Origin of the sequence: Magnetospirillum sulfuroxidans (assembly GCF_018224925.1) — a bacterium.
GTDB lineage: Bacteria > Pseudomonadota > Alphaproteobacteria > Rhodospirillales > Magnetospirillaceae > Magnetospirillum > Magnetospirillum sulfuroxidans.
Genome location: NZ_JAGTUF010000001.1, coordinates 763,530 through 787,118 on the forward strand (window position 1 = coordinate 763,530; position 23,589 = coordinate 787,118).

Annotated in this window: 20 protein-coding genes and 1 tRNA gene; 2 read left to right on the forward strand and 19 right to left on the reverse strand. The window is 61.3% G+C overall.

The genetic code is table 11. The features are described from left to right. Positions 1 to 12 precede the first annotated feature (12 nt). From KEC16_RS03565 to KEC16_RS03605, 9 genes are all read right to left on the reverse strand, one after another. Complete coding sequence (locus tag KEC16_RS03565) at positions 13 to 579, reverse strand: chemotaxis protein CheW (RefSeq protein WP_211546246.1); 567 nt, start codon at positions 577 to 579, stop codon at positions 13 to 15. Next, positions 576 to 1,985, reverse strand: a complete 1,410-nt coding sequence (locus KEC16_RS03570) for a CheR family methyltransferase (protein WP_211546247.1) — start codon at positions 1,983 to 1,985, stop codon at positions 576 to 578. The genes KEC16_RS03565 and KEC16_RS03570 overlap by 4 nt, the downstream gene beginning before the upstream one ends. Further along, positions 1,982 to 2,491, reverse strand: a complete 510-nt coding sequence (locus KEC16_RS03575) for a chemotaxis protein CheW (protein ID WP_211546248.1) — start codon at positions 2,489 to 2,491, stop codon at positions 1,982 to 1,984. The genes KEC16_RS03570 and KEC16_RS03575 overlap by 4 nt, the downstream gene beginning before the upstream one ends. A gap of 81 nt (positions 2,492 to 2,572) precedes the next feature. Beyond that, positions 2,573 to 3,664 carry a ParA family protein gene (locus KEC16_RS03580; RefSeq protein WP_211546249.1) on the reverse strand — a complete coding sequence of 364 codons (1,092 nt, stop codon included), beginning with the start codon at positions 3,662 to 3,664 and terminating at the stop codon, positions 2,573 to 2,575. A 407-nt stretch (positions 3,665 to 4,071) separates the two neighbouring features. Beyond that, positions 4,072 to 4,530 carry a cache domain-containing protein gene (locus KEC16_RS03585; RefSeq protein ID WP_211546250.1) on the reverse strand — a complete coding sequence of 153 codons (459 nt, stop codon included), beginning with the start codon at positions 4,528 to 4,530 and terminating at the stop codon, positions 4,072 to 4,074. Between the two features lie 35 nt (positions 4,531 to 4,565). Then, positions 4,566 to 6,266, reverse strand: a complete 1,701-nt coding sequence (locus KEC16_RS03590; protein ID WP_249208679.1) for a methyl-accepting chemotaxis protein — start codon at positions 6,264 to 6,266, stop codon at positions 4,566 to 4,568. Between the two features lie 136 nt (positions 6,267 to 6,402). After that, positions 6,403 to 7,554 (reverse strand): patatin-like phospholipase family protein, encoded by a 1,152-nt coding sequence (locus KEC16_RS03595; RefSeq protein ID WP_211546251.1) that lies wholly within the window; start codon positions 7,552 to 7,554, stop codon positions 6,403 to 6,405. Between the two features lie 99 nt (positions 7,555 to 7,653). Then, positions 7,654 to 7,947, reverse strand: a complete 294-nt coding sequence (locus tag KEC16_RS03600; RefSeq protein WP_211546252.1) for a cytochrome C oxidase subunit IV family protein — start codon at positions 7,945 to 7,947, stop codon at positions 7,654 to 7,656. 5 nt (positions 7,948 to 7,952) lie between these two features. Beyond that, positions 7,953 to 8,543: a cytochrome c oxidase subunit 3 family protein gene (locus KEC16_RS03605; RefSeq protein WP_249208680.1), complete on the reverse strand. Its 591-nt coding sequence runs from the start codon at positions 8,541 to 8,543 to the stop codon at positions 7,953 to 7,955. Between the two features lie 118 nt (positions 8,544 to 8,661). On the opposite strand from KEC16_RS03605, the gene KEC16_RS03610 reads away from it, so the two are divergent. After that, the gene (locus tag KEC16_RS03610) at positions 8,662 to 9,039 is read left to right on the forward strand and encodes an Hpt domain-containing protein (protein WP_211546253.1); all 378 of its coding nucleotides are present in this window, start codon (positions 8,662 to 8,664) and stop codon (positions 9,037 to 9,039) included. Here the strand turns inward: KEC16_RS03610 and msrA are convergent. Further along, a complete protein-coding gene (gene msrA, locus KEC16_RS03615; protein ID WP_211546254.1) occupies positions 9,000 to 9,635 on the reverse strand; it encodes a peptide-methionine (S)-S-oxide reductase MsrA in 636 nt (211 codons plus the stop codon). The genes KEC16_RS03610 and msrA overlap by 40 nt on opposite strands. A gap of 36 nt (positions 9,636 to 9,671) precedes the next feature. After that, a complete protein-coding gene (locus KEC16_RS03620) occupies positions 9,672 to 12,263 on the reverse strand; it encodes an ATP-binding protein (RefSeq protein WP_211546255.1) in 2,592 nt (863 codons plus the stop codon). 150 nt (positions 12,264 to 12,413) lie between these two features. On the opposite strand from KEC16_RS03620, the gene KEC16_RS03625 reads away from it, so the two are divergent. Then, positions 12,414 to 12,490 (forward strand) — tRNA-Met (locus tag KEC16_RS03625). Between the two features lie 174 nt (positions 12,491 to 12,664). Here KEC16_RS03625 and KEC16_RS03630 read toward each other — a convergent pair. The 8 genes from KEC16_RS03630 to KEC16_RS03665 form a co-directional block, all read right to left on the reverse strand. Further along, the gene (locus KEC16_RS03630; RefSeq protein WP_211546256.1) at positions 12,665 to 12,898 is read right to left on the reverse strand and encodes a hypothetical protein; all 234 of its coding nucleotides are present in this window, start codon (positions 12,896 to 12,898) and stop codon (positions 12,665 to 12,667) included. A 463-nt stretch (positions 12,899 to 13,361) separates the two neighbouring features. After that, entirely contained in the window at positions 13,362 to 13,601 is a 240-nt protein-coding gene (locus tag KEC16_RS03635) for a hypothetical protein (RefSeq protein ID WP_211546257.1), read from the reverse strand. Further along, a complete protein-coding gene (locus KEC16_RS03640; protein ID WP_211546258.1) occupies positions 13,601 to 14,293 on the reverse strand; it encodes a cell wall hydrolase in 693 nt (230 codons plus the stop codon). Before KEC16_RS03640 ends, KEC16_RS03635 begins: the two co-directional genes overlap by 1 nt. Positions 14,294 to 14,303: 10 nt before the next feature. Further along, positions 14,304 to 14,567: a hypothetical protein gene (locus KEC16_RS03645; protein ID WP_211546259.1), complete on the reverse strand. Its 264-nt coding sequence runs from the start codon at positions 14,565 to 14,567 to the stop codon at positions 14,304 to 14,306. A 60-nt stretch (positions 14,568 to 14,627) separates the two neighbouring features. After that, positions 14,628 to 16,721 (reverse strand): hypothetical protein, encoded by a 2,094-nt coding sequence (locus KEC16_RS03650; RefSeq protein ID WP_211546260.1) that lies wholly within the window; start codon positions 16,719 to 16,721, stop codon positions 14,628 to 14,630. Continuing rightward, entirely contained in the window at positions 16,721 to 19,207 is a 2,487-nt protein-coding gene (locus KEC16_RS03655) for a hypothetical protein (RefSeq protein ID WP_211546261.1), read from the reverse strand. Before KEC16_RS03655 ends, KEC16_RS03650 begins: the two co-directional genes overlap by 1 nt. 1 nt (position 19,208) lies before the next feature. After that, a complete protein-coding gene (locus tag KEC16_RS03660; RefSeq protein WP_211546262.1) occupies positions 19,209 to 21,476 on the reverse strand; it encodes a hypothetical protein in 2,268 nt (755 codons plus the stop codon). Between the two features lies 1 nt (position 21,477). After that, positions 21,478 to 23,589, reverse strand: coding sequence for a hypothetical protein (locus KEC16_RS03665; RefSeq protein ID WP_211546263.1), 2,112 nt, complete (start codon positions 23,587 to 23,589; stop codon positions 21,478 to 21,480).

Below are 23,589 nucleotides of genomic sequence, written 5' to 3' on the forward strand. Positions count from 1 at the left end.
CTGGTCCTTCCTTCACTGGCTTCGGCGGTAATCGGCTCTGCGGTCGTGCAGAACGTCTTGCGCAAGGATTTGTTGGGGATCGAGCACAATCAGGGTCTCGGGACTGATCCCACGAATAAAGCGTTGCGGCAACCCGTTGCCGCTTTCATGGGGAAAGGTCAAGGTGGCGTCATCCAGGCGACGGATCCGCCGCAATTCGTTGACCCGCAAGCCGACGGCGCGGCCGGCCGTGCGCAGGAAAACAGCAAAAAAGCGATCATTGGCATCGGGTTCCGGCAAGGTCAGCATGTGGTGCAGATTGAATACCGGGCGGATTTCACCGCGCACATTGGTCACCCCCAGCAGGGAACGGGGCAAGCCGGGAACCGGGCTCACCGAGACCAAGGGCAGAACCTCGGCCAGACAATCCAGGGCCAGGGCATAGGATTCGCCGGCCACCTGAAAGCACAGAACCGACAAGCCAGATTCGGCCGCGACCGCTTCGCGCCGGGCGTTGGCCAAACGGCGGGCGCGGGCCTTGAGCACCTTTTCGACAAAGGCCGGATCATCCATGGAAAAGGCCGGAGCGGAAGCGATCATGATATCCCAATCACCTTCATGTGCATGCCGACGGTTTCACGCAATTGACCGGCCGTCAAATCCTCGCCTTCATCGACCGCCCGGTCATCGGCTTCGCCGCCCAACAGCGCCAGAACATTGCGAAAGGACCGCCGCGCCGCCTCGGCTTCCTCGGCCCGCAGCAGGAACAAGCCAAGATGATAATGCGGCAGCACCGCCCGCCGATCGAGATAGATGGCCCGACGCAAGGCACTTTCGCAAGCATCGCCGTCCCCCATCTGATCCAAGATCAAGGCCCGCAGGTAATGCCCCCGCCAATTGAGGGAATCCTTGCCCAAAACCGCATCGCAGGCCCGCAAGGCGGCATCCCACTTGCCTTGGTCGGCCAAATGCCGAACCTCGGACAATGGCGGCGACACCGCCACACTCGTCGGCGGGCTGGCCATGGCCAAGGCCAAGGCCGGTGATGGTGATGGTCGTGGTGATTGCGGTTGCAACCGCCGCGCCATGCGTTGCTGCACCGGCAAGGGAAGAGACGGCGCCACCACATGCCGCTGGGGCGGGCGGATGGGCTGTGGCTCGACGCTGGTCCGCTGATACAGCACCGCCCCCGGACAATTGACGGTGCGGAAATCGCGGAATAATTCCATGTTGGGCTCGGCGTGGCCCATGACCAGCCAACCGCCGTCAACCAAGCTTTCGTGAAAACATGGCACCAACGCTTCCACGGTTTCGCGGCTGAAATAAATCACCACGTTTCGGCAGATGATGATGTCGAAGCCGGCGATGTTGTCGGTGATCGAGGGAAAGCGGTTGCGGGTCAGGTTATGGTACTGGAAACTGACCATGGCCTTGAATTCGGGCCGGATTTGCCATTGCTTGCCGACCGGGACAAAGCATTCGCCGCGAATGTTTTCCGGCGTCGCGCGAAAGGCCCATTGGTCGTAACGGCCATCACGGGCGCGGCTCAGAAACTTCTGATTGATGTCGGTCCCCAGAATCGACACATGCCAGCCCAGGATCTGAGCGCCGAATTCCCGCTTGAGCAAAATCGCCAGCGAATAAGGTTCCGGCCCGGTGGCGCAGCCGGCGCTCCAAATACGCAATCGACGGCTGGGGGTATTGCGGGCCAAAATATCGGGCAGCACGATTTCGCGCAGGGCGTCGAATTGTTCTTTGTGGCGGAAGAAATAGGTTTCGCCGATGGTCAGTTCCGCCACCAGACAATCCATCTCCTCGCCATCGGCTTGCAGCAGCTCTAAATAGGCGGCGCAATCGCTGATCCGGCATTGTTCCATGCGGTCGGCGATAATCTGTGCCAGATCCAAATCTTTGTCGGCATAAAAGGCCATGCCGGTGACCTCGATCACCAGCGCCTTCAGGCGAGGAAAAACGGAATCACCCAGCAATTGTTCGGATGGGGTCATGACGCCGCGTCGCGCCACAAGGTCAGACGCTCGGCGCCGCGGGCCTGGAACTCGGACAGCCGCGCCTGTTCCTCGGCCCCCAACATCTTATTCCAGTCCAACAGATGCACGACCAGACCGTCATGCAGCAATTGCGCCCGCAGACAGCCCTGGAAATTCTGCGCCGGATCCACCGGCAGATAGCGACAGGACTGTAAATCGCGGACACCATTGACCCGACCGGTCAGCAGACCGACCCGGTGCCCTTCCCCTTTCATGATCAGCATCGACGCATCCAGGCCGAAACGCTGTTCCGGCAGGCCCAACAGCAGATCACCCCGCAAAATGGTCACCGCGACCCCGCCCAGATCCAGCAGCCCGGCGACCATGGCCGGCAATGCCGGAGGCCGTGACAGCCAAGCATTGGGGACAACCTCGGCCACCCACTCGGCGCCAAAGCCAAAGGTTTGTTCGCCCAAGTGAAATGTCACCACGGCCAATGCATCGCCTTCGGCGGCGCCAACCATCGTCTATCCCCCAGAGAATGGAATGGCATTTAATCAAACACACGGATCAGCGGCAATTGCCGATCGCATTCGACCGTGATTTTAAGAGAGGCCGATGGCCGAGGACAGCAGCCGCAATCCTTCGAATCCCATACTCAGCGCGAACAGGCCGCTGACCATGATGACCACGAGAAGCGCCATCAGATACAGCCGGTGATCGATGAAATAATGGATCAACGACAAATGCCAACGTTCGAATTGGGTCCGATTGCCATACAGCATACGATCAAGCTGATCTTCTTTTTGCCGCAGGCGGTCATCGGCGGGGCGGCTGACCTTTGACGCCAATTCCACCTGCCAACGCCCCAGCCGGCCCAAAGCCACCTCGCGCGACAGCGGCGGCTCGACCTCGGTTCCGGCCTTGGCGGCGATCTTTTGGTGACGATCCAGGAACTCGCCGGTAAAATTCAGATGCGCTTGGGCAGCGGACGAGCGGGGCGCATAGATGCAGACCGGCAGCCGCGCCGCGGCCGCCTCGATGACCATGTTGTCACGGGGAATTTCAGCGGCATAGACGGTCCCCCCCAGGCGGGCCCGGATCAATTGACTGATCTTGCGTGCGCTTTTGTGGCGATCATGGATGGTGAACAAAACCCCCTGCAACAGCAGCGCTTTGTTCAACCCCTCTTGCACGTATTTGATCGAGGGCAAGGTTCGCAGCAGGCCATCATTGGCATAAGGCGTCGCCGTCACCGGAATGATCACCGCATGGGCGGTCGCCAAGGCGTTGATCGGTAAAATACCAAGCGCCGGCGGGCAATCAATGACCACGTAATCGCAGTCCAATTGCGCCTGGGAAATGATCGCCGACAGCGTCCGCTGCGAATCCTTCATTTCCGACAGCTTGATTTCGATTCCCGCCAAGGAATAGGTGGACGGGATGACCCGCACCCCTTCGAACATGGTCTGTTGGATCACTTCGGCCAGTTCAGCCGAACCGATGAACAGATCATAGATGCCTTTTTTCGAATTGGGATCGACGCCCAGGCTTTTGGTGGAATCACCTTGCGAATCCAAATCGATGACGACGACCGATTTGCCGTGCGCAGCCAGACAGACCGCCAGATTGGTACTGGTGGTGGTCTTGGAGATCCCCCCCTTTTGATTAAATATGGCAACGATATAGGGTTTCATCCGTGCCGCCTGTTCCCATCCCACCTCAAATGTGCCGCCCCTTGTGGCGATGCCCGCGCGGCGATCTTCGCCCCCCGCACATTTCAACAGACGCAACGACCGCCGCACATCAGAAATTCAGCCCCCCGAATTTCCAGACCCCGCGCCAGTCCCCACCTCAGTTGAAGACAATAAATCCATACTGCGTAGGCTGACCTAATCGATAATTATCAGTCGATGCCCATATGAACCGTCCTGAACAGGTTAAACATAGTCCGAGATTCGGCGCAACCAAAGAGGCGATCTTCCCATGATCATTGCAAGATCGCTGAGCTTTACCGGAAACAATTTGTCACCGCTTTGTAAACAAAATAAAAACGCCGCCGGCATGGCCGACGGCGCTTCCATGAGCACGAAATAACCCAGGATCAAGGATAACAGCCAACCATGAACAATTGGTTATCCATGACTTTCACCCAAGTCTGCTTGGGGGCCAGCTTCTTGGTTTCTGGATGTGTCCAGGTGTACTTGGCCCAGCCGCCCGTGGGGGTCTCTTTGCCAGTCCGGATCATTTCTTGAATGATCATCACTCCGTTGGTGTCCTTAAGCGCCGGCAATTGCGGGTTGTCGATCAGCTTGGGATTAATGGCATGGGCCTTGAAGATACCCTCCATGGTGGCGACGATGACGTACAATTCACCATCGACCCATTCCTTGTTGCCTTTGTCCATGAAGTCGGCAAACGACTTTTCCTTGCCGACAGCGGCGTAATGGCTGATGGCCTTATCGACCAGCCCTTGCGCCTTGGTGCATTCGTCAGCCTGGGCCACCCCGATTTGAGCCAACAGCACCGCACCGGCGATGAACGCGGTCTTGAGCAACTTCATGTTCCCTGCCTCCATTTATTGATTTGAGAGTCTGATCACGATGATTTCAGTCGGCTGACCAGGGCATCGACTTCGGATTGCAGGCGGGCGAATTCCCCCACCAGGGTTTCCGTGGTGCCGTGAACGTTGCCGGCGGCATTGCCGACTTCTTGCGCCACCCGCCGAACCTCGCCGATCCCGGCGCTGACCACGCGGGTGCCATCGGCGGCCTGACTGACCGAGACACTGATTTCCTCGGTGGCGCGCCCCTGTTCGGCCACCGCGCTGGTAATGGCGGCCAGCGCGCCACTGACCCGGCCGATGGTGGCGACGATCCCGTCGATGGCCCGCACCGCTTCATCGGTCGCCATCTTCATGGAATTGATTTCACTGGCGATTTCGTCGGTGGCCCGAGCCGTCTGGTTGGCCAGCGACTTGACTTCGTTGGCCACCACGGCAAAGCCCTTGCCGGCATCGCCGGCGCGCGCCGCCTCGATGGTGGCATTCAAGGCCAACAAATTGGTCTGGCTGGCGATGTCGTTGATCAGCCCGACCACCTCGCCGATCTTTTTCGATGCCTGAGTCAGACTTTTCACGGTTTCGTCGGTCCGCGCGGCCTCGGCCACCGCCTCGTCCGCCACCCGCGACGATTCGCTGACCTGCCGATCGATTTCAGAAATGGACCCGACCAGCCGCTCGGCGGCCTGCGCCACCGTCTCGACGTTGCCGCTGGCCGCTTCCGACGATTGCGCCACCTGAGCCGTCTGCAACGATGCGGTTTCGGCATTGGCGGCCAGCAATTCTGCCTCGCCGCGAATCGCATCGGCGGCCGACGACGCCGCGTCGACCGCGGTCCGCACGGTCATTTCGATATCGGCGGCCAGTTCGGCCATGGCGGCGCGTTTGTCCACTTCCGCCTGACGTTGCACCGCCTCTTGTTCGCTGGTCAGCGCCTTGACCCGCAAGGCATTGTCCTTGAACACCTGAACGGCGGCGGCCATGGCTCCGATCTCATCCTTGCGCCCCACCGACGGCACCGCCACGTCCAACTGCCCTTGGGCCAGCCGCTCCATGGCTTCGGTCATGCCGCCGACGGCGCGGGCAATGACCCGGCCCAGCACCAGGGCGATCCCGACCAGGGTCAGCAACGCCATCACCGAAATACCGATGAATAATCCCCGCGTGCTCCCGGCGGAATCGCTGGCTTGCGCCTTCGATTCCTCAACCAACCGCCCCTCCAGGGCGATCATGGCGCCGGAATCGCCCATCAGGGCCTGAAAATTATCCTGCGCCGTCCACATGAACGACACCGCCGCGGTGAAATCCATCGCCTGCATGGACAACACCTGCAAGGTGTTTTCCTTGTACAGCACCAAGGATTTCTCGGTCTTGGCCACCAGCGCCGATTCTTCCGCCGACAACGCATAGCTGGCGCGGTAACGCCCCAGCATGGTTTCGGCCTGACCGACCGCGGCCTTGAAGCTGGCTTCGACCTTCTCCATCTGGCTGGCGTCGACGCCGGCCGCGTTCCAGGTCAACAGACGATAAAGATCGGAATGAGCCGCCTGGACAACGCTGGCGAAATGGGCGCTTTCCACCGATTTGGCGAAAGCGACGCTGGCGATTTCCTCCAGCGCCCGCTCCTGATTGGCAAGACCACGCATGCCGATGACGGCCATGGCGATCATGCCGATGGTAGCGACGATCGGAATCACGGCAATCTTCGTGCCGATTTTCACGTCATCCAGAAAACTCATATCCGCTCAACCCCCAAAAGACCATCTTTAGTTTACTTTGCATGCAGGCTATCAGCCTTAATGCTGGAAATCGACTCGTGTTTAATGGTCGATAGTAGTTATTCGTTGATAATATGACTTCTTTTAGGGGACGACATCAGGCGGAAACCTTAGATTTCCGGGGCTTCGCCGGCAGCACCGAGACGGCTTCGGCTTCCTGCGCCGTCAATTCGCGTCCCTGACGATAGGCTTCCAACACCTGATCGGCGGCGTCATAGCCTTCGACGATGGAACGGTCGAGATTGGAATAGCTCCAGTCATAATCAATATTGAAGGCCACCGGGATTTCGATGATCCGCAGGTTCGGATAGCTTTCCGCCGCGTGATACTTGAACAGCTTGACGTCGTCTTCGCTGGTGGTCGCCGCGAACAGCATCACCAGATTGTTGAGCGCGTCATAAAGGTTTTCCGGCTTGCGGACCTGCTTGATGTCAAGGATGCGGCTGACCCAGATTTCATCAAGGTCGGGATGATTGCGCATCAGATCCTCGAAATTGACGGTATCGACGGTAGCGCCTTCGCAATAGGTCTTGTCGCCGATGACCACCGGCTCCTCGATGTAAGGCAGGGCGGAACAGGCGCACAACGTCTCCGCCGAAATCTTCGCGTATTTGTGGTCGTTGTTGCTGAACAGCTCCAAGCGATCATCGGTCAGATTATAGGCGTTGTGATAGATCGCCGGCCGGCCCGGTTCGTACAGCCGCTTGAAGTCGATCTGCTGCAAAAAGGCGCTGTTGGGGTAATAGATGCGCGACAGGCCGCGGGTCTTGCTTTTGTACATCAGGCTGGTGATGAAGCGCGAAACGGGATTGACCGCCATCACCTGATTGAGAATCAGCGTGTTGAAATTGGCCTGCGACCACTGGCTGGGATCACCGGCGAAACGCAAGATATCCATCCAGGCTTCTTGAATCGCCGCCGGCACCACCAGATTGCGATAGCTGGTCGGGTCAAGCATGAACGAAACCATGTTGCCCATGCTGGCCTGATAATCGGGGGCGAACGCCGCCGCGATGGGAAAGCGGTCATAGACGTCATCGGGACGAAAGATGCCACGGAAAAAGGATTCGGAAACCTCGGCCTCGGTGCCCGGATCAGCCTGATTCCAGACGATGCCCAGCCACGCGCCAATACAGGCCAAGGACCAGACGTCGAACTTGATGTCGGCTTCTTCATGCAACCGTTTCAGGGTGCCAAGACTCAATCCCACCGCCGGACCACCGCCAGCCAAGCATATTGCGCGCTTCATAATCCATGACTCCGCTATGCATCTTCTTTTAAGAAGCATCGCAGTGTAGGCAACAGAAAGCGGAAACGCAACCTGGGAGGGCAAACTTCAATGTTAATGTTATTTTTCGGCGGCGATATACGTTGCCAGCAGCACCAAAAGGATCAGAATCAACGATCCATAAAAGAAGCTGCGCCACCCTGTTCCGGCCCGCCGCAAATCAAGAAAATGGTCAAGCACGGCGCGAGCCTTGAAGAACGAGGCGCCAAGCGCCACCATCACCGCCAGCAACCCGGCCTCGCTGTGACCGAAGCCCAGCACGGCCACCAGGGACACCAAGGTCAGGCCGACCAGCAAGGCCCACGCCCGCAACAATCGACGGCTCCACTGCTGGTGATTTTCCCGCATTTTCATGGCATTCACCGCAGCAGATAGACGATGGGAAACAAGATCAGCCAGATCAGATCGACCATGTGCCAAAAGGCCGCGCCCGTTTCCAGATTATCCAGGCTGTTTTTCCAACCAACGATCGCCAGGACGATTATCCCCATCATCACGTGCATGGCATGAAAGCCGGTCATCAGATAGAACAGGGTGAAAAAGGTGTTGGTCTCGATGTCGATGCCTTGGGCTGCCTTGCCGGCATATTCCAGTCCCTTGATCCCCAGAAAGACCAAGCCCAGCGTTCCGGCCGCCGCCAAATAACGCCGCGATGCCGGCCCCGCCCCTTCGGCCCCGCGCTGTACCGCCTTGGCCGCCAGCCAGCCGCTGGTTACCAGCACCAGGGTATTGAGCCCGCCCATCCGCACGTCCAGCAAGGCCTGACCGGCGCGGAAGGTTTCCACGTCCAGCATCCGGGCGACACCAAAAGCGACGAAGAAGGCCCCGAACACCAGCAGCTCGCTGATGATCAGCACCCACATAAGCGGATTGCCGGGCAAGTCGGAAAGCGCCCCCCAACCGCCATTTTCAGCGGGTTCCGGGGCTGGGGAAAGGATGGGCTCGTTCATGACGGGACCCTAACATGCGCAATTCCCATGACCCTTTGACGGCGGTCAAGCTGGGTGCTTGCGAAAAAGGCGATGATAGGCTTATGGTTCGAATTGATACCAATAGATGAAGACACCCATGGTCAACAACATCCTTGACCGCGCCTATCTGACAGAAATGCGCCAATGGGTCGGCGATGCGGTATTTCATGCCCTGTCGGCCCAGGCCTCGGACAATCTGGCCCCAGCCCTGGCCGATTTGACCGCGGCATGGCGTCACAGCGACACCGCCGCCTTTCAAGAGGCGGCGCACCGCCTGAAGGGGGCCGCCGCCAGCATCGGCTGCGCCGCCCTGTCAATGGCGGCGCATGACATCATCCGCGATCCACGTCCGGCCGAAGCGATTTCCGGGGCGGAGATGGAGGCTTTCCACCATCTGCTGCAATCATCGCTTCAGGCCCTGCATGGCTTCAGCGATCAGCCGCATTTGACCCCGGTCCCGGCCAGCCCGCAATAGCCATTGGGATTGCGGGCCAAATATTGCTGATGATAGTCCTCGGCATAGTAAAAAATTGGATCCTCGCCGATTTCGGTGGTGATGGCGCCAAAGCCCGCCGCCGCCAGCTTGCGGCCAAAGGCGGATCGGCTTTCCTCGGCCGCCAGACGCTGCGCCGCGCTGGTCACATACAGCCCCGAGCGATATTGCGTGCCCACGTCATTGCCTTGACGCATGCCCTGAGTCGGGTCGTGGCTGTCCCAAAACACTTTCAACAAGGCTTCAAAGGCAAGGTCGGCGGGATCAAAGACCACCTGCACCACTTCGTTGTGGCCCGTCCGACCACTGCACACTTCCTCGTAAGTGGGGTTAGCGGTAAAGCCGCCGGCATAACCGACCGCCGTCACCCAAATCCCCGGCAGCGACCACAAAAGCCGTTCCGCCCCCCAAAAGCAGCCCATGCCGATCAAGACCCGTTCGGTGGCGGCGGGAAACGGCGGCACCAGCGGCCGCCCCAGAACCAAGTGACGGTCGGGAACCGGCATCACCCGGTCACGACCAGGCAAAGCCTGATCAGGGGCGGGCATACGTGTCTTGGATGTGGTGAACAAGGACATGGAACCTCCGGCCTCACAGATGGGGGCGGACCAGGGTCATGACAAGGTGGCGCGGAATTGCGCCAACGCCGTCACTGCCTCGTTCAGGCAATCATCCAGCCGGGCGCCGACGGCCGTGGCCTGATCGCAATCGCCAGCCCGCACCATGCTTTCCACCGCCCTGGCGATGGCCGCCAGACGCTGTAATCCCAAGCTGGCGGCAATGCTTTTGATATCGTGAGCGACATAGGCCATGGCGGCGCAATCACTTTGGCCGAAAGCGGTGGCCCAAATTCCGCGCACATCGTCGAAATGGGCCAAACCGCTGTCAAGAACCTCGCCCAGGGCACCACGCCCGACCGCCGCCGCCAGAATATCCAGGGATTCGGTATCCAAAACCTTGTCGGCTTCCGCCCGGGGCGGAGGCGATGCGGCGCCGCCAAAATCAGCCCCCAACACCCGCGCCAGTTCCAAAAACAGCGGCAAAGTGTCGATCGGCTTGGCGACATAGCCGTCCATGCCGGCGGCCAAGCAGCGCGAACGATCCTCTTTCATGGCATTGGCGGTCATGGCGATGATCGGGACGGCGGCACGGCCATCGCCCAACCCCCGGATCCGGCTGGTGGCCTGCAAGCCATCCATGCCGGGCATTTGCATGTCCATCAACACCACGTCCCAGGTTCCGGCTTGGCCTTCGGCCACCATCATCACCGTCTGCTCGCCGTCTTCGGCGATTTCCACCCGGTGACCATGGCGTTCCAACACGGCGCGGGCCACCTTCTGATTCACTAAATTATCTTCGGCCAGCAAAATCCTGAGCGGCGGCAAACGCGGCAATGTCGCATCCAAGATGACCGCCAGCGACGGCGCGGCGCTGACCGCCAAGGCGAAGGTGAAGGTGCTGCCCTGGCCCTCGACGCTCTCCACCTCGATACATCCGCCCATCAGGCTGACCAGGCGTTGACAAATGACCAAGCCCAGACCGGTACCGCCAAACCGCCGATTGATGCTGGAATCCACCTGGGTAAAGGCGGCGAACAAGCGGCTAAGAGCCTCGGCGGCAATGCCGATGCCGGTATCGCGGACGGAAAACCGCAACACCAGATCGTCGCCGTCGCGGCGTTCGACCGTCAAGGTCAGGTGGACGCCGCCGATTTCGGTGAACTTGATGGCATTGCCGACCAGATTAAGCAGCACCTGCCGCAACCGCGTCGGATCGGCGCGGATGACGCCGGGGACGCCGGCGCCATAATGCACCGAGATGCTAAGGCCTTTTTCCTCGGCCCGTGCCCGCATCAATTCGACCACGCCGCCCACCAGGGCGGACAGATCGAACGGCAATTCCTCGATATCCAGCTTGCCCGATTCCAGCTTGGAAAAATCCAAGATGTCGTTGAGGACGGTCATCAACGTATCGCCGGAACTGGTGACGATTTCCAGCCAGTCGCGCTGTTCCTCGGTCAATTCGGTGTCCAGCAGCAAGCGGGCCATGACGATGATGCCGTTCATCGGGGTGCGGATTTCGTGGCTCATCATCGCCAGGAATTCCGATTTGGTCCGCGCCGCCGCCTCGGCCGCGTCCTTGGCGGCATAAAGCTCGGCCTCGTGCTTTTTGATGGCGGTGATGTCATTGACGGCGACGAACAACGATGGCTCGCCGTCCAGCTCCAACACCGCGGCGGTGACGCTGGCCCAAAAGTTGCGGCCCGACCACGTCCGCCCCAACGCCTCGAAATTGCGCACGACGCCATCACGCCACAAGGCGTCGATCAGACGTTGGCGATCTTCCTGGTGCTGATAAAACGTCGCCGAAGAAATGGCGCCGTCGAAATCGGCGGGAATGTCAAACAACGTCCGGAAGGATGTATTGGCGTACAGCACCGTGGCCTCGTTCAGCCGGGTGATGACCAACGGCAAGGGCGTGGTTTCGATAATCGTGCGCATGCGCCGTTCATTGGCCTGCACCGCCTCGACCATGCTTTGCCGCTCGGTGATGTCTTGCGTCACCCCCACCACCCGGCCCGAGCGAATCGCCGAAGTCACCGCCAAATGCATGACCTGCCCATCGGGACCAATGGCGCGATACTCGAAATGTTCGGTAAAGCCCTCGGGCCAGCCCAAAGCGCTGAGATTGGCGATCCGCTCGACCAGCACGGCATGGTCTTCGGCATGGACGAAGCGCTCGACAAATTCGCCGATCGGCAGCGACATGGGGATGAATTCGCCCAACAGCATGGCGCCATGCTCACGCGACAGATGCAGCGTCAGGCTGTGCTGATCCAGCTGCCAACTGCCCATGCTGGCCAAGCCCAGGGATTGCTCCATGTCGGCCAGGCGGGCTTGCGCCCGGCATCGCTCGGAAATGTCGCGATGGGTCAACACCTGCCAGCCATCTGCGCTATCGGCGCAACAAACCTCGATCACGCGACCATCGCCTTGCCTGAAGATCCGGCCGTCACCATCGCCTTGCCGGTTCATCAGCGCCTCATAGGCACAGCCGCAAGCCTGTTGGGGCCAGCCATCGACCAGCCCGGCCATGGCCGGATTAGCCGCACGGATAATGCCCTGGCCGTCAACCACCACCAATCCGTCACGACAGTGACGAAAAGCCAGTTCAAACTGATCCGTCGGCGTCTCGCCTGCCCCCATAATGGCCGTCCCATCCCGCGCCCAAATACACCCCACGGCAACCATAGCTTGCCTGCGCACAGACGGCAAATCGACAGTACGACAAAATGTCACGAAGGGCGCTTGACAGAGCCAAACGAAGCCTTTATACGAACGCCTCTCGCACGGTGAGGCGGGGTAGCTCAGCTGGTTAGAGCACGGGAATCATAATCCTGGGGTCGGGGGTTCAAGTCCCTCTCCCGCTACCAAACTGCGAGGCAGAAAAGCCCTTGGAAACTGCGGTTTCCAGGGGCTTTTTCTTTTTGTTCTCACCACGCATTAGCCTTTCGCGAAATTCGCGGTTTACCGCCATTTCCACGGATTACATTTTGTTCCGTGGCGCATGGATGGCGCATGCGACGCCCTTCGCGTTCCACTTATGTTCACTCTGGTGGGGTGCCCATGGCCGCCCTGATGGTGCGGCGCAGATCGGCGGCCCAGGCGCTTGCCCCGATTTCGTGTTCGGAAAGCAGCACCTGGAGTTTGATCCGCAGGCCTCGGCTTGTGTGGGCAGGAAGGGTGCATAGCGCGGCATGGGCCGGCACCCAGCGTTCGATCAGGATGGCGTCCCGTTCGTCAGGATCGGCGGTTGCCGCCATGGCATTTTCGGCCATCATCCATGCCGCATGCGCTCTGATCAGGTCAGCATCACGGGCAAATGACCATGGGTGCCGCCATTTGTTAGCGTTTGTTTTTGCATATGTCTTAAGTTTTATTATTAAAGCAGATAGCACATTCACCCCCAATGCATATCCTGCCCTGCTCCACGCGCGTGGATGGCGGGCGAATTGACGCTCGGCGGTGACTGTGCTGCTGCGCACACCGTGGCCATTTGAAGAAGGGGCTTGTTGGTAGCTCGCCCCTTCTTCGGCCCCAATTTTATACACCAATAGATGTAGTTATGTGAATTATGTACTTTGCATGGGTCTATTATAAACCTGTGCGCTTATTTTGGTTGTTTTTCACGGCCGGCACACAGCCTTCCAGGTCCGGTTATGTTCCAGGATCTGGCGCGCCGTCCCATCGCTCAGGCTATCGGCCTTGGACACCAGGATCGGCTTGGCCCACACACATTCCGCCTCAGTCGCGGGACCAGTCGCGGTGCAGTTCGTCAACGACAGCGCCAGCAGGCTGGCGGCCAACAGAGATTTCCACATCGTTCCTCGCTTTGGCCGCATCCAGGGCCTTGGTCAGAGTATTCACCCGTTCCGCTTGCCGGCCCGCGTCGCGGACGCGCAGCAGCACGAAGGCGATGGCCAGGGCTACGGCTGCCCATTTGGCCAGCCGCAAGCCCCAGGTCGTGGTCAACAGCGACAGCATCAGCGCAGACCTTGCGCGCGGTCGTCGATCCTGGCCCAAACCATGATGCCGATGCCGATGGCCATGGCCGCCAGCACCAGCCAGGGCGAATACTGGCGGATGGTGTCGAGGATCGGCAGCACGTCGCGCACCTGATTGGCGGCCTCCATCGCCGTGGCGACGATGGCGCCGCCGCCCAAAGCGACCTGGGCACCCTGGACCGTGCGCGTCTGAGCCAGCGGCCGGACCTGATCCAGCGCCTCGCCGGCGGAGACCGGCGGCGGCGTGTCGATATCGTTGTAGAAATGATGGACATAGCGCCCGGCGGTGTTGGAATAGCACGGCGTCTTGCCCTTGGCCCATTTGGGTTCCTTGATGTAGGTGGCCCAATAATGGGTGGCGCGATGGGTCTGATCGGCCAAGGCGCCGTCCAGGGCCTGACGGGCGATGCCCAGGCAAGACAAAAACCAGGGATTGCTTTTGTCCATGGCCAGAATGCGGGCGCGCTGAGGGTCGGCATTGTTCCAACAACTGAACTGGTGCGGCTGTAGGCAGACCTCGGCGGCACTGTCCGGCCAGTTTGGCAGCCGCATGCGGTTGACGATGACATTGGCGATGGCCTGGGCGTCGTCGCTATCCTTGACCTCGGCTTCGCCCACCAGGGTGCGGGTCAGGATATCAAGGTCGCGGTCGGTGTATGACGGTTGAGACATGCCTGTTCTCCTATGATTTGGCCGGCAACAGCCGGTCCAGCTTCAAATCAATGCGGTCGAAACGGTCATCCAGGCGCGCTTCCAGCATGCGCAGCACGTCGGTGCGGACGAAGTTGCGTTCGATCTCGACTTTCAATTCACTGACTTCACGCCGCAGGCCGTCGATGGCCGACCATTGCTCGCTGCCCCGCGTCCACAGCATGACGAAGCCGCCGCCCAGCAGCGGGAAAAGCAGGACGACCAGCACCTGCCAGACCGTGATTGTCTCGCTCATGCGTCACCGCCACCGACCGGGTTTTCAATGGGGAAGCGCCCGTTTTTCTTGTCGCGCATTTCACACCCTCCACTCGGGATACCAAGCGTGCAGCAATTGATGCTTGTTGTTGAAGGTGGACCATTCCACCTGCATGGACGTGCCGGAAGGCGTCCCGGTGAAATCGAAGGCGGCGGTGACCACATCAACGGTATAGCCGCCGGGGAAGTCGAGGTTGACCGCCTCGACAGCCATGGTTCCGGTGACCCATGTGGTTCCGCCATCATGGGACATGCGAATGCGGTTGTCGGTGCCGTAGGTGACGGCAACTTGAGGGTCGACCACCAGGGTTACGCGGCCCTGAGTGGGGGAGGCATCGGCGTGCCTAGTGATGGACGTCACCGTCGCGTTGAGGGGGGAGCCTGGAACAGTCCACGACACGTCGAGGAAGTGACCTGTAGAGCCGTTGGCCTGCGACACGAACGCACACAACGTGGCGGAAGAAGTAGTTGCAAACGTGTACACAGTGGTTCCGTTTCGCTCCACTGACAGTGTGGAGCCTACACGACGGAACGTACATACATCGTTATTGACAAACGCTGAAGTAGCTGAACTATCGCTGGTTCCGCCCGTGCCTATAGTACGGTTATTGGCTAGGAAGTTATTTGCGCTGTGCCGGTCCCAAAACCAACCTGCGAAGCTTTGTGTCGACGCATTGGTATTGACGCTGCCTTTACTCGCGGAGGCAAACACCCCAACAAGTGAAATATTGCTCTCGTCAGTTTTGTACGTAAACGAAAAAGCAAAGTCTCCGGCGAAATCATCTACGGTGTAAATAAAGTTGTCGTTAGCTGATACTTCCAAGTCGTCGCCTGGAAAAGTCCAATCGCCGGTTCCGCCTGACCATTCGGTCGACGAGCTCGCGGTGGTAACTGTTCCAGAATTATGGATGCAGTCCCCAGCGGCATCATAGGTCGCTCCGCCCAGGGAGGTGATGCCAGTCAAATTCTCGAATTCATCCGCCCAGCCTGCGACCATCCCCATATACGATGATCCGGCATTGGCGATCATGCGCAGGATGGTCATGGCGAGATTGGTCTTAAGGGCGTCGATGTGCGCCGCGACGCCGCTAATGGCGTCATCGACCTGGGCAGCGGAAGAAACCCCCAGGCTGGCGCGGGCGGCGGCCGCATCGGTCAGGTTGGACAAGGCGCGGTCGGCATAAAGCGCATCGGATGCAGCCTTGGCATAGACGTCGAGATTGGTCCGCGCCGCCGCCGGGTTGGTCAGGTCGGCAAGATTGCTGGCGGCCATCATGTCGCCCGTGCCGGCGCCGTCGACGCCCTTCGCCGCCAGCACATCCCAATAGGCGTTGTCGGCAGGGACTTGATTAGTGTGGGCCTCGATACAAATCCACGACGATCCGGCATGGCTGACCGCATCGCGCACGGCGTAGGCGGTGGCGCCATCCCAAGCGCCTTGCCATTCCACCTTGGCGACGTCGGCGGCGGCGGCGTAATCCTGTGCCGCTGCCTCACTGGCCAGGGCAGCGGCAGCGGAAGCGGCGGCGTTGCCGGCCTGCGTGGTGGCGATGCCCGCTTGGGAGCCGGCAGTGCCGGCATGGCCGCCGGCGGTGGTGGCGGCAGTGGTGGCGATACCGGCTTGCGCCATCACCGTCGCGACGGTGCCCGCGAAATCCGCCGGGTCGTTGGTCAGGCCGGTGGCGTCAGCATTCCAGCCGATGGCCTTGCCGGCGACGGGGTCCGGCAAGGTCAGGTCGGCGATGCTGGCGCTGGTGGCGGACCGTTTGATGGCGCGGGAAGCGTCCTCGGCGACCTGCTGGATGGCGGCCACCTGATAGTCCAGTTCGTCGTTCAGGGTCTTGGCGCGGATGATCCCGTCCGCCTGATAGTCGGAAGTCCGGGCAATAGCAATCTGGCGGCGCAGCGTCACCTGCACGGCAGCAGCCGGGGCGGCGGCGAAGGTGGCGGTGCCGCCGCTGCTGCTGCCGGCGCCGGCCACGGTGAAGCCGGACACCTGTTTGACGCCATCCAGGTACACTTCCAAATCCGCCGCCTTGAAGATGGCGAAGGGATAGGTGAAGGCGGCTTGCGTGCCGTTGGCCGTGTAGATGATGCGCGGCGTCACATCGTTGATCTGGATATGCTCTGCCATTATTTGTCGCTCCCTCCGGCGATGGCGGTGAAATCGGGGCCGCGATCCGGCGTCATCTCACCCGGACGCGCCCAAAAACGCTGGCCGTAATCGCGCTGGGCGGCGCGCTCCATCCGTGCGAAGGCCTTGGGCGCGGACGGGTCAACAGCCAGCCTCAATTGAGACCAGAACAGCCGGTCCACCGCCGTCCTCGCCCACCACAGGTTCGATCCAGGCTGATAGCGCTGGAGCATCCCGACAAAGCCACCGGGGAAATTGCTCTTATATCCCTCAGCTTCGGCGTAGGCGTTGCGGCCAAGCCAGCGGGTAACGTCGGAGGCCGCGCCGAAGGCAGGCCCCATCATGACGCCGGTCAGTTCCTGGTCGTTGCGGGCGACGGCAGCGCCGAAGAAATCCCCCAGGATGCCGAGGCCGCCACCACGGGTCATCGCGGAAGCCCAGAAATGCCAGTCGCTCATGTCGCGCGGATCGCGCCCACGGGCGATTTCGCGCATTTGGAGCGACATTGCGCCTGCCCCCCACAAGGTCAGGAAGAGAGGAACGGCATAGGCGAGGCGCTTGTTCAGAGACGGCATGCGGTACAGCCGCAGGCCGTGCGTCAACATCAGCGTCACGGGGAACGATTTATACATGGTGACGGAGCGCAGCAATTCCCCGGCCAAGGTGTTGGACTTGGTACCCAGGTTCAGCACGGCACGGGTGGTGGCATCGGGCTGCGTCAAAGCGGCGCCGCGTTCGCGCAGGATGGCCACCTGCAGCGACATGCCTGCCTCGCGCAAAGCACCGTCGCCGCTACGGATCATCTCCAGAGGATCAAGTATTTTTGCACCGCCTGGCCCAACCTTTTCGGATTTGCGGGCCATGTCCCATAGGCGGTCGTTCAAACCTGCGCGTTCAAGGAAGTCACGGAAGGGCGGATCAAGCTCGGCCAGAGACTTGCCGGCATCCCTGGACAACTGCGCCAGCGTCTCCATCTCGAAGGCGGCGGACAGCATGTCCGTATGACGGTTCAGGCCAGACGCGGTAAAGGTGAGGTTCGCCAGTTTGCCGGTGATGCCGCGCCCCAGTTCCTCTTCCGTGAAGCGATTGGCCGACATGTTGCGCATGACGATATCCGAGATCAGCACGGTGTGGCGGGCAATCTCCCGATCCGTGGCATCCAGCGGGTTCATCAGCTTGAGATAACGCCCAAGGACATTGGCGCTGTCGATGCCGTTATGGGCGGCGGCGGTGCGGACAAGGGCCATATCCTGCAAGCCATCCAGTACGGCACTGCCCATCTGCGCGGAGCGCAGCAGGTTCCGGCCACCTTGCATGGTTTTATAGAGGTATCGGCGCCACCCGTATGCTACCTCGGAATTTCCCGCGAGTTCATCCCAGGTGCGCTGGATCAGCCAACCCGAACCGGGTGCGTCTTTCTTTGCCGTGTCACTCATCCACCTTACGGTAGCGGCGGGGTTCGGCCCCAGCTTGCGCAATGCGGCGATGTCGCGGGCCATGCCCGCCAAATGCTCACCGATCAAAGAGTGAAGGTCCACGCCGCCGCCGAAGCGTTCATGATATTTCCACCAAGCATCGTCACTGGGGAAGTGCAGAACGCGCTCAGCCGACCTTTTCGCCACTATGTTGCTGGTTCGACCACCGCTGGCTCCGGGAACCAGTTTATTGGCACCATCGGTAGAGAGAGTTTCCCATACATCCCGCAACACCGTGCGGCGCTCCAGGCCGGTCAAGGGGGCGCGGGCATCATCGAATATCTGGATGCCGATCTCATCGGTGAAATCGGCCCAGGCGTTAAAAGCGGTATCTGGATGGTGCCGCCCGAGCACCTCATCGGCATGAACACGCAAGCCGTCCACGTCAGCATGACGGATCAGCAATTGGCTATGGCGTTGCGGTAAGTGATAGTTTTCAAGCTTGCCGATGTCCCCGCCCTCGGAGTTGAACCAGTGGCGGGCATATTCGAAGGTATCACGTAGGGATTTGGCGGAAGCCTTGGCGGCGGCATCGCCGGTATCCCTGCCGAACATTTCCCCAACCAGTGCCCGCTGGCTGTCAATGTCGCGGGACCGCCCCCCGAGTTTCGGCGCGTATTTTTCATAGAAACCGGCAGCCATACTGTTGAGCGACCGGAAGATGGAAGATGCTTCCGTTTCCAGGTCGCGCCAGGCGGTTCGATCCGACGGATCGCGCGACAGTTCCGACAGGAATGAGGATGCCTTGGAACCACGATATTCAGCGGCATGGGCCAATATTTCACGCTGCGCCATGGCTTGACGACCGGCCTGGAATTTCTTCTTCCTGGCCTGTGCGGCCTTTGTCTTCAAAACCTCGTCCACCGCCAGACGTTCGGCTTCAGGCATGGACATACGTTCAGCATTAACGGCCTGGGCTCGTTTCACACCACGCAAGGCTTCCTCGGCCTGCTGCCGAGACAAATGTCCGCCATCGACAAGATCGCCTAAACATTTAGCCAGCCTGTTCATATCAGGATACCTTTCCGAAGCAGGCGATTGCGCTATCCCAGCTCATGGCCTCATCATCCCAGGCGTCCATGGTCTCGCGGGCAGACACCATGTCCAGGCGACCATCCATGTCCGTGAGGCCGGTAGGGATATCCACGTCCTCGGCCAGAAGCTCGCCATAAATCCGGGCAATGAAGGCCTGTTCATCGCTCAACGCCTGGGCGGCGTCAGGGTTGATCTTGGGCAACGCAACCTCCATGAACATGCGGTGGCTCTCGGCCTCGGCGGCGTGATAGGCATCGACAGAAGCGCTGATTTCTTCCCAGCTTTTGCCATAGGGATCGACGCCCATGCGGTCCAGATCGTCCATCATGCCGTTATAGGCGTCCCATTCCAGCCGGGCGCCGACGTCCGATCCACGCACCCGGTCCAGGCCTTCCGGCCCCAGATCGGCGGCGATTTGCAGGCGCAGATGGTCCGGGGTCGGGCGGTCGTGGAATTCGGGGAAGAAGCCATCTTCCCAGGCGCGCAAGGCGGCATCGTCCAAGTCCATGCCCTTGCCGGCGATCAGGCCGGGGCGGCGGGAATTATCGACGCCCATATGCGACAGCCAGCCGTCGGTATCCTTGACGCCGCCCATGCGCTTCAGGAAGCCCACCAGGGTTTCCGGCGGCTTGCCGGACGGCGGCTTCAGTTCGGGGGGCAGGGTCTTGCGTTCCACCGGAGCCGCGCGCATATTATCAGGATGTGGTGAACCCGGAGACGGCCACCCCGTCTGGGGAGAGCGCTGGGGACCATCAGAGCCGGGGCCGTTGTGTCCCGGCTTTGTCTTGTCCGGACGGCGATAGGCGGTGATGAACGCCAGCGACCGGGCCTTGCGCAATTCCTCGTGCACATGCAGCCAGCCGTCATCGACACGCACGCGATATTCGATCCCGATCTGGCCGGTCTTGCCCAGATCGGCCTTGACGACTTCACCCGTGCGCACGGCCTCGGGGATGCGTGCCAGATCGTCGCGCCGCAACGGCAAATGGTCGCCGGCATGATGCTTCATCGCGTGCTTGACGCCGTCTTCGTCGATACGGTGCACCGCGTCGGTGAAATCGACGGTCTTGCCCAGATCGGCCTTGACCTGGGACGCCAGGACTTCAGCCCGTTCGCCGCGCGCCACGCTGTGGTGGATGGCGTCGGGCTTGCGACGGGATGCGCGTTCCCCTTCTGACAGGTCGCCATCGGCGAATTCCATGATACGGGTGCGCTGGTTGGCGTCGAAGCGGGACAGGGCTTCCGCCGGCAGCGGGCCGCCTTTCATAAGGGCGTCAATGACGGCCCGATCCGCTTCGGCGAAGGCGGCATCGCCCTCGACGCCCGGCGGGTATGGGTTGGCGCGGCGCATGGTTTCCACGTCGCGCAGCACCATTGCCGCCGCCCGCGTCTCGGCGTCCTCGACCACATGGCCGGCTGTCTTGGCCGCCCCCCACTTTCCCAGCAAGGATTTCAGGCCAAGGCCGGTGGCGTGCAGGCCACCGCCCAAGACGGCGCCGCCGGCGCCGGCCATGGCCACGTTGGCGGCCACTTCGTCCCACCCGTATTCAATGCCCAGTTCGTTGCTGAACCCCTTGACCTGGGGTTGGGTTACAGCCTCGGTGACGGCGTTGGCGGCCCCTTCGCGCAGCATGGTGCCGCCGATGGGGGCAAGGCGGCTGGCCAAGGTGGCCCGCGCGGCGGCGGTGGCCATGGCGTCGCCAGCGCCAAAGCCGCCGAAGATCATCGCGACGGCATTGGTCGGGTCTTCCATGGCGGCTTGGCCATAACCGGCGAAGCGTCCTAATCCAGCCCAGCCGACATTGATGCCGTCTCTTTCGGCCAAGTCCTTGACGCCACGGACCCGCTCAGCGATATCGGCCTGAATATCGTCGCGGGTCTTGACCGTCAGGCCAGGGAATTTTGACGCCAAATCCGACACCTTGCCGTCGAATTTCGCCCAGCGCTCGGCTTCCCATTTGGTCATGGCTTCGGGATCGCGGGCGATGGCGTCGGCAAAGGCGGCGCTGTCGGCAGATACCCGATAGGGGTTGCTGACGCGTTCGCCGGTTTTGTGCCAAATATCATCGGTGTAATCGTCATAGGCCTGAACCAACGACTTTTGCCGGGCGTCTGCCGCCAAGCGCATGCGGCCGTCATCCAGCGAGCGGGCATAGGTCAGGCTGAAATCCTGGATTTCGCCCTGCAAGGGATTGGCGGCGGCTTGTTCAAGCGAGAATTGTTCAGATGCTGTCGAGACGAACATGTCAGCGCCCCTTGACCAAGGCGGCCAGATCAAGCACCAGCGGCTGGCCGCCCCGGTAGACCGTCTGCCCATTAAGGAAAACGTGATAGCGGCCAGGGACGTGCATGCGCACGGTGCCGTATTTCTTGAAGTCCGCCACCTGCACCGGATCGCCGCCGATGGATTGAGCGCCGTACAGATCGGCGGCGGTCAGTCCGTCCATCACATCATCCAGGGCGTCCTGGGTCAGGCCGCGCACGGGCGGAACCAGAGGCTTTTCATTCCATTTCAACACAGGACCGCCGATGACGTCGGCAACCGCGGCATCGAACAGCTTGGCGTCCAGGGTATCCTGCGACGCCTTGCCGGCGGCATGCGACCGGGCGGCGTAGGCCGATATGATGGATTGTTGCACGGCGGCGAGATCGTCGGGGGCCAGTCCGGCCACCGCCTCGGGCGGCAATGCGCTCTGGAACTGCGTCTTGAACAGGGTGTCCTTGGGCGGCATGAACTGACGCCCGCCCGCCGCGCCGTCCTTGGCCACCGTGCGGCGCAGGTCAGCACCGAACAGAACATTGCGGGCCGCTTTCTGTCCTTCCGGCCCTTCCGCCATCAGGGCGCCGGCCTGGGCGGCCTCGGGGGCGGTGGCTTTGATGGCGTCCAGCACCTCGGGGAAGCGGCGGCGGCCAAAGCCCTGGTGCAGATTGCCCAGCAGCTTGGCGCGGTCTTCATAGCTGGCCTGTTCCATGCGGGCGGCCAGATCGTCGGCGTCGCCCTTGGTCAGCGCGGGCACATGGATGCCGTTCACACCGGACAGGTGGTCGGCAGCCTTGGCCCTGGCCACCAGGGTTTCCGGCTTGCTCCAGTCGATGGCGGGCACATCGTTCCCCTGCGCCTTCAGCCGGGTCAAGGCGTCGGCGGCCATGGCCGTCCGCGCCTTGCCCAGCACTTCCTTTGCCACGAGGTAACGTTGAGCGGTGGCATTGTCGGTGGACGCCTTGGCGGCGGCTTCGAATTCACTGACGCGAGCCTGAAGGACAGGCAGTGGCAGTTTTGCCAGGGAATTGGAAAGCCGCGCCGCCCCCCCCTTCTCGGAGATGCTGCGCGCCAAGTTTTCGTCACCCAGGGCGCGAGCCCGTGCCGCCATCTTGTCCAGATCGTCGAAGGGCAGACCGTTGACGGCGCGCAAGATGGCGCCGTCCGCCTGATCGCGCAGTTCGGCCACCGCCATGGCCCGTTGCTGGCGCAAATCCGCCGTGTGCCGTTCCATTTCGGCAGCGATGCCTTCCACTGCGTCCGCGTCAAGCTGGGGATGGCGGCCCGGCTTGCGGAAATCCTTGATGAAGCTTTCCGCCGCCCCCAGGCCGCGCAGCTTGACGCGGTCGAATTCACCCAAGACGGCGGCGCGCTGGCGGGTTTGCAGGAACTTGTCGCGTTCCAGCACCTTGTGCCGGGCATCCAGATCGGTGCGGCTGTCCAGATAGGCCAGCCACTTTTTGTCTTCAGCTTTCGCCCCGTCGTCGCCCTCGATCCGGCCCTCGCGCCAGGAATTTTCCGAATTGCGGTCGGCCAGCAATTGCGCTTGCAGGATGCTGGCGTTTTGCCGGTCTTCCAGCGCCTTTTGGTCCCTTTGCAGTTTGCCCGATTGCAAGCGGGCCAGGGTCAGGCCGCCGCGCCTGTCCAGTTCGGCCCGGACCTGCGGCTGCAATTCCGGCGGCACCATGGCGACGGTGCCGCTGCTCATTCCATCCCATTTGGCCTTGAAGGCGTCGGGGTTGTCGGCATGTTCCGCCGCCCAGGTCTCGGCCTTGGTCTGGCTGTCCACGTCGAAGCGGGCCATCCAGCCGGCCAGGGCGCCTTGTTTCAGCGCCTTGTTGCGCACCGTGCTTTCATCTTGGGGAAGTATCGGCGCGGCGCCGTCCATGGCCGCCTTGCTGCCCTGGGCCGCGCCCTGGGCATAGGCCTCGGTTGACACTTTATCGGCTTCGGCCTGATTGGCGTCGGCGATCATGCCGCCAGCCATGTCCGACAAGAACGCACCCAGTGCGGCGCTGGGGCCGCCAACAGCGCCGATGCGCGACAGATCGGCGGTGGCGGCGCGGGCGGTTTTCTGGATCGAGGGACGCAGGCTCAT

Excerpts from the sequence above, each read along its gene's own strand:
- msrA (WP_211546254.1), bottom strand. The coding sequence starts at position 9,635 with ATGTCCTTGTTCACCACATCCAAGACACGTATGCCCGCCCCTGATCAG.
- KEC16_RS03660 (WP_211546262.1), bottom strand. The coding sequence starts at position 21,476 with ATGTTCGTCTCGACAGCATCTGAACAATTCTCGCTTGAACAAGCCGCC.
- KEC16_RS03585 (WP_211546250.1), bottom strand. The coding sequence starts at position 4,530 with ATGAAGTTGCTCAAGACCGCGTTCATCGCCGGTGCGGTGCTGTTGGCT.
- KEC16_RS03595 (WP_211546251.1), bottom strand. The coding sequence starts at position 7,554 with ATGAAGCGCGCAATATGCTTGGCTGGCGGTGGTCCGGCGGTGGGATTG.
- KEC16_RS03630 (WP_211546256.1), bottom strand. The coding sequence starts at position 12,898 with ATGATGGCCGAAAATGCCATGGCGGCAACCGCCGATCCTGACGAACGG.
- KEC16_RS03655 (WP_211546261.1), bottom strand. The coding sequence starts at position 19,207 with ATGAACAGGCTGGCTAAATGTTTAGGCGATCTTGTCGATGGCGGACAT.
- KEC16_RS03605 (WP_249208680.1), bottom strand. The coding sequence starts at position 8,543 with ATGAACGAGCCCATCCTTTCCCCAGCCCCGGAACCCGCTGAAAATGGC.
- KEC16_RS03600 (WP_211546252.1), bottom strand. The coding sequence starts at position 7,947 with ATGAAAATGCGGGAAAATCACCAGCAGTGGAGCCGTCGATTGTTGCGG.
- KEC16_RS03645 (WP_211546259.1), bottom strand. The coding sequence starts at position 14,567 with ATGAGCGAGACAATCACGGTCTGGCAGGTGCTGGTCGTCCTGCTTTTC.
- KEC16_RS03580 (WP_211546249.1), bottom strand. The coding sequence starts at position 3,664 with ATGAAACCCTATATCGTTGCCATATTTAATCAAAAGGGGGGGATCTCC.
- KEC16_RS03610 (WP_211546253.1), top strand. The coding sequence starts at position 8,662 with ATGGTCAACAACATCCTTGACCGCGCCTATCTGACAGAAATGCGCCAA.
- KEC16_RS03650 (WP_211546260.1), bottom strand. The coding sequence starts at position 16,721 with ATGGCAGAGCATATCCAGATCAACGATGTGACGCCGCGCATCATCTAC.
- KEC16_RS03620 (WP_211546255.1), bottom strand. The coding sequence starts at position 12,263 with ATGGGGGCAGGCGAGACGCCGACGGATCAGTTTGAACTGGCTTTTCGT.
- KEC16_RS03635 (WP_211546257.1), bottom strand. The coding sequence starts at position 13,601 with ATGCTGTCGCTGTTGACCACGACCTGGGGCTTGCGGCTGGCCAAATGG.
- KEC16_RS03570 (WP_211546247.1), bottom strand. The coding sequence starts at position 1,985 with ATGACCCCATCCGAACAATTGCTGGGTGATTCCGTTTTTCCTCGCCTG.
- KEC16_RS03590 (WP_249208679.1), bottom strand. The coding sequence starts at position 6,266 with ATGAGTTTTCTGGATGACGTGAAAATCGGCACGAAGATTGCCGTGATT.
- KEC16_RS03665 (WP_211546263.1), bottom strand. The coding sequence starts at position 23,589 with ATGAGCCTGCGTCCCTCGATCCAGAAAACCGCCCGCGCCGCCACCGCC.
- KEC16_RS03565 (WP_211546246.1), bottom strand. The coding sequence starts at position 579 with ATGATCGCTTCCGCTCCGGCCTTTTCCATGGATGATCCGGCCTTTGTC.
- KEC16_RS03640 (WP_211546258.1), bottom strand. The coding sequence starts at position 14,293 with ATGTCTCAACCGTCATACACCGACCGCGACCTTGATATCCTGACCCGC.
- KEC16_RS03575 (WP_211546248.1), bottom strand. The coding sequence starts at position 2,491 with ATGGTTGGCGCCGCCGAAGGCGATGCATTGGCCGTGGTGACATTTCAC.